The 4537-nt window shown below is 70.1% G+C and carries 3 protein-coding genes; 2 read left to right on the forward strand and 1 reads right to left on the reverse strand.

Annotated elements, in window-relative coordinates:
* Positions 1 to 150: 150 nt before the first annotated feature.
* Positions 151 to 1104: a LysR family transcriptional regulator gene (locus Q4I23_RS30690; RefSeq protein ID WP_498528728.1), complete on the reverse strand. Its 954-nt coding sequence runs from the start codon at positions 1102 to 1104 to the stop codon at positions 151 to 153.
* 342 nt (positions 1105 to 1446) lie between these two features.
* Between Q4I23_RS30690 and Q4I23_RS30695 the strand changes: the two genes are divergently transcribed.
* On the forward strand, positions 1447 to 2931 hold the full coding sequence (locus Q4I23_RS30695) for an aminotransferase class I/II-fold pyridoxal phosphate-dependent enzyme (RefSeq protein ID WP_498528729.1): 1485 nt from the start codon (positions 1447 to 1449) through the stop codon (positions 2929 to 2931).
* Positions 2932 to 2940: 9 nt separating this feature from the next.
* Positions 2941 to 4488 carry an EamA family transporter gene (locus Q4I23_RS30700; RefSeq protein WP_498528730.1) on the forward strand — a complete coding sequence of 516 codons (1548 nt, stop codon included), beginning with the start codon at positions 2941 to 2943 and terminating at the stop codon, positions 4486 to 4488.
* The last annotated feature ends 49 nt before the right edge of the window (positions 4489 to 4537 follow it).

Raw genomic sequence — 4537 nt, forward strand, 5'->3', positions numbered from 1 at the left:
CGCCACCCGCGACCTTCCCGACGGGGCCGGCGGCGTGATCCCGGCCGAGGCGCTGCACCGCGCCAACCTCGCCGCCCTGGCCGACCGCTTCGCCGTGATCGTCAAGGACAGCCGCGCCTGGGGGTGAGGGCATCGGGCGGCCGGCGCGGGTCATGGTGGCTCCTGCCACACGGGCTCCTGCCATACGGCCCGCACCGCCGCCCGCAGCGCCTGGAGCGCCGGCTCCCCCTCCTTGTCCAGCGGCAGGATCAGATTGAGGTGGCTGCGCAGGGCCTCGCCGGGCCACAGCGCTACCTCCCCCGTTGTCGCCGCCGCCAGCGCCTGCTCCTCGCGCAGCAGGGCGAGGCCCAGCCCTTCGGTCACCAGCCCCTTCAGGGCGCTTTCCTGGTCGACCTTGATGATCGTGCCGGGGGCGACGCCGTTCCGGGCGAAGGCCCGCGCGGCGATCAGGTGGAAGCTGCAGCGCGGCGGCGTGCCGACCCAGGGCAGAGCGGCCAGATCGCCCCAGTCCGCCCCGGCCAGCCGGTCCCGCCAAGCCGCCGGCCCGACGACACGCAGCCGCACCGGCGCCACCGGCAGATGGCGCAGCACCCGGTCGGGCCGCTCCTCCGGAACGAAGCCGGCGTCCAAGCGCCCGTCCTGCACCTGATCCACCACGTCGGCGGACAGGTGGTGCGACACCCGCAGGCGCAGACGCGGATGGGACGCCAGCAGAGTGGACAGCAGCATCCCCAGCCGCAACGCCGCCGGATCGCTGGCGATGCCCAGGGCGAGCGGCCCGGCGGCGTCGCCCTGCAGGCCGCGGGCGCGGTTGACCAGCGTCTTGGCGGCGTCGAGCGTGCGCTCCGCCTCCTCCAGCAGGATCAGCCCCGCGCGGGTCAACTGCATGCCCTTGGCCGTGCGCTCGAACAGCACGGTGCCAAGCTCCTCCTCCAGCAGCTTGATGTGGCCGCTGACCGCCGGCTGGCTGAGCAGCAGGATCTGCGCGCTTCGGGTCAGGCTGCCCTCGCGCGCCACGGTCGCGAAGGTCTTCAGATGGTGCAGGTCCATGAGCGCTCCGCCGTCCGGCTTGCCCTCTCCCGGCACGGCCGTCGGGACGCGCATTATACGACACTGTAAGTTCCATTGCACAAGATTCAGTCATTTCGCCGCGTTAATAATATTTTACATTTACCAGCAACAATCAATAAACCAAACATACCAAGTATTTATGCAAACTTCTGGTATCGATTCATTTCCGTCATTGCTTGACAATGCATTCGTATGGATCGGCCAATCCATCAATTTCGGCGATATTGAGGCTCGGAATTATTTATTGGACAGGGATCGGGGCTTCGACTGAATTCTCTATCATATCACTGCGTAAATATATTCAAACAACATGCAGGATCGGCGCTTCACACGGACGCCTTCCCAGCGGAGGCCGCCACCACGAGCGAGTTCCCAATGTCAGACCCTGCCGGCCAACGCCCGCCAACCCAAAAATCCGCCGCCCGGACCGCCTCCGGGCCCCCGGCCATCCCGGAAACCCCGCTCGCCGACGCCCTGCTGGCGGCGGCCGGGACCACCCGGGCCTCGTTCCACGCGCTGCCGGTCAGCCGGCGCGGCTCCATCCGCGATTCGGCCCTCTCCGGCACTTACGACGCGCTGTTCGGGCGCGGCCTGTTCAGCGAGGCGACGATCACCGCCCCGCCTCTGGACAGCTTCTTCTTCCCGCACCGCTCGCTGGCCCGCGCGGAGGAGCTGGCGGCCCGCGCCTTCGGGGCGACGGGCACGCTGTTCGTCACCGCCGGGACGACGACCGCCAACCTGATCGCACTGGAGGCCCTGATCGCTCGCCCCGACATCCGGGTGCTGGCCGACAAAGGCACCCACCAGTCGATCCATTTCGCCCTGTCCGATAAGCACGCGGCGGTGGACTACATCGAGCCGCGCGTCTTCTGCGAGCATTCCGAACGCGCCGCCCTGTCCCTGCCCGCGCTTCTGGAGCAGGCCGCGGCGGCGGAGCGCGCGGGCGCGCCCTACGAGCTTCTGGTGCTGAACGGCCAGTCCTACGACGGCGTCGTCTACGACATCCAGGCCATCCTCACCGCCCTGGCGGAGGCCAGTCCGTCGCTGACCACCGTCTTCGTGGACGAGGCGTGGGGCGCCTGGAGCTATTTCCACGAGACGACGCGCGATCGCACCGCGCTGCACGCCCGCGCCGCCGACCCGGCGCTGGAGCGCTTCACGGTCGTCGCCACCCACTCCGCCCACAAGTCGCTGAGCGCGCTGCGCCAGGGGTCGCTGATCCATTTCAGCGGCGATCCGGATCTGGCGGAACGGCTGCGGCTCGGCCGCTACCGCCATCACACCACCTCCCCCAGCTACCCGATCCTCGCCTCGCTCGACCTCGCCCGCGCCCAGATGGAACTGGAGGGGCGGGATCTGGTCGAACGTTCCCTGCGGCTTGCCCGGCGGGTGAGCGAGACAGTGGCCGGCGATCCGGCGCTGAGCGCCTTCTCGGTCAACGCCCCGGCGGTGCCGGACGCCTTCGCCGGCCACGCCGCGATCGACCCGACCAAGCTGTCCCTGAGGGTTTCCGGCCTGCCCATCGACGCGCCGGAACTGCGGGAGCGGCTGTACAGCCGGCACGGCCTCTACGTGAACCGCTGCACCCGGACCTCGCTGCTGCTGAATCTGCACATCAGCATCGACGAGGAGGAGGTGGCGGCCCTGCTCGACGCCCTGCGCGCGATCCAGCGCGAGCTGTCCTTCGACGCGGATCAGGCCGGTGAACGGCGGGTGTCGACCTCCTTCATCATCCCCTACCCGCCGGGCGTGCCGATCATCGTCCCCGGTGAGGAGATCGGCGGCGACACGCTGCGCCGGATCGAAGCGATCCGGTCCGCCGGCGCCCTCATCTACACCATCGAACACCGCCCACGCTGAGAGACGACCATGATTCCCCTGTCCCGTATCGAGGAAATCGCCGCCTCGCGCGCCGATCTGGCGGCCATCGTCGGGTCGGTGGCCATCGCCAGCTACATGAACATGGACACCTATCTGGGCGCCCCGGCCAACCGGGTGCAGATCGACGGGGAGCGCTACCTGATCACGTCGGAGGCCGGCTATCTCGACGAGGACGGGCGGCTCTACCTGCTCAACCGTTCGCAGGGGGCGGACAGCGTGAACCTCTACGCGCTGGAGAACGCCATCCGCCACATCCGCGGGGTGGAGGACGTGGCGCTGCTGCGCCGGGCCGGGGCCGGGCCGGTGGCGGTGGACTGCGCGGTGGTCCTGAAGGCATCCGCCGGTGCTGGAGCCGCCGACGAGGTGCGGGCCCGCGCCGCCGAGATCCTGCGGCGCGAGCGGATCGCGCTGGCGCGCTTCGAACCGCTCGACCAGATTCCCTACAGCCCGTCCGGCAAGGTCCGCGCGGCGGCGCTGGAGGAGGCCACCGGCCGCGCCGGTGAGGCGGCCGCCAAACCGGCGACCGGCAAGCCCGCGGCGAAGGCGCGGACCGGCGGCACGGTGGACGGCGTGCTTCTGGGCATCGCGCTGCTGGCGCTGACCGCCATCTCCTGGGGCGGCATGTTCCCGGTGGCCAAGGCGGCCCTGGCGAGCATCGACGGCTTCTACCTGACGCTGCTGCGCTACGGCTTCGCCTCGCTGATCCTGATCGGCATCCTGGTCCGGGTGGAAGGCTGGCGGGCGCTGGCGACGGAGGGCCACGGCGGCAAGCTGTTCTTCTACGGCTCCATGGGCTTCGCCGGCTTCAGCATCCTGGCCTTCGTCGGGCTGGCCCATTCCAAGGCGGAGCATGGGGCGATCATCATGGCGCTGATGCCGCTGATCACGGCGCTGCTGACCTGGGCCATCAAGGGGGTGCGCCCGAACCGGGTGACCTTCTTGTGCATCGCGGCGGCGCTGGCCGGGGTGGCGCTGGTGGTGACGCGGGGCAGCCTGTCGGCGCTGGACGGCGGCGCGCTGCTGCCCGACCTGCTGATCCTCGGCGGGGCGGCGAGCTGGGTCGTCTACACGCTGGGCGCGGCCACGGTGCCGGGCTGGTCGCCCCTGCGCTACACGACGGTCAGCGTGGCGCTCGGCACCGTCACCATCGCCGCCGTGACGGCGCTGGCCACCGCGGCGGGGGTCGTCGCCGTGCCGTCGCTGGAGACGGTGTGGTCGGTGCGGGCGGAGATCGCCTATCTGGTGCTGATCGCGGCGGTGTTGGCGGTCTTCTCCTGGAACATCGGCATCAAGCTGCTGGGGCCGGTGAACGGGGTGCTGTTCATCAACCTCGTGCCGATCACCGCCTTCGCCATCGGGCTGGCCCAGGGACGGGCGTTCGGCGACGTCGAGCTGGCCGGCGCCGGGCTGACCATCGGCGCGCTGATCGTCAACAACCTGAACAGCCGCGGCGTCTTCCGCTTCCGCCGGGCGGAGCGGGTGTTGGCTGGCGGCGGAGCGCTGACGCCGGTTCCGGTCGGTGCGGGGGGACGGTAGGTCCTTGCCCCCACCCTAACCCCTGTCTCTTATACACATCTGACGCTGC

The sequence above is a fragment of the Azospirillum sp. UFLA03-27 genome, from assembly GCF_059803775.1.